1 rRNA gene is annotated in these 260 nt (G+C 48.8%); it reads left to right on the top strand.

The annotated features are described in order from the left end of the window. Positions 1–260: ribosomal RNA gene (locus tag M3182_RS25920) — 23S ribosomal RNA — on the top strand; the annotation flags it as partial.

The following is a 260-nucleotide window of genomic DNA, read 5'->3' as shown; positions in this document are numbered from 1 at the left end:
ATCTCCCAAGGCTAAATACTCCCTAGTGACCGATAGTGAACCAGTACCGTGAGGGAAAGGTGAAAAGCACCCCGGAAGGGGAGTGAAAGAGATCCTGAAACCGTGTGCCTACAAGTAGTTAGAGCTCGTTAATGAGTGATAGCGTGCCTTTTGTAGAATGAACCGGCGAGTTACGATCATATGCGAGGTTAAGTTGGAAAGACGGAGCCGCAGCGAAAGCGAGTCTGAATAGGGCGATTAGAGTATATGGTTGTAGACCC

The organism is Mesobacillus maritimus (assembly GCF_023715205.1).
In the GTDB taxonomy this organism is placed as follows: domain Bacteria; phylum Bacillota; class Bacilli; order Bacillales; family Cytobacillaceae; genus Mesobacillus_B; species Mesobacillus_B maritimus_C.
The sequence above is the reverse complement of the archived record's forward strand: the minus strand, read 5'-3'. Positions and strand labels throughout refer to the sequence as shown.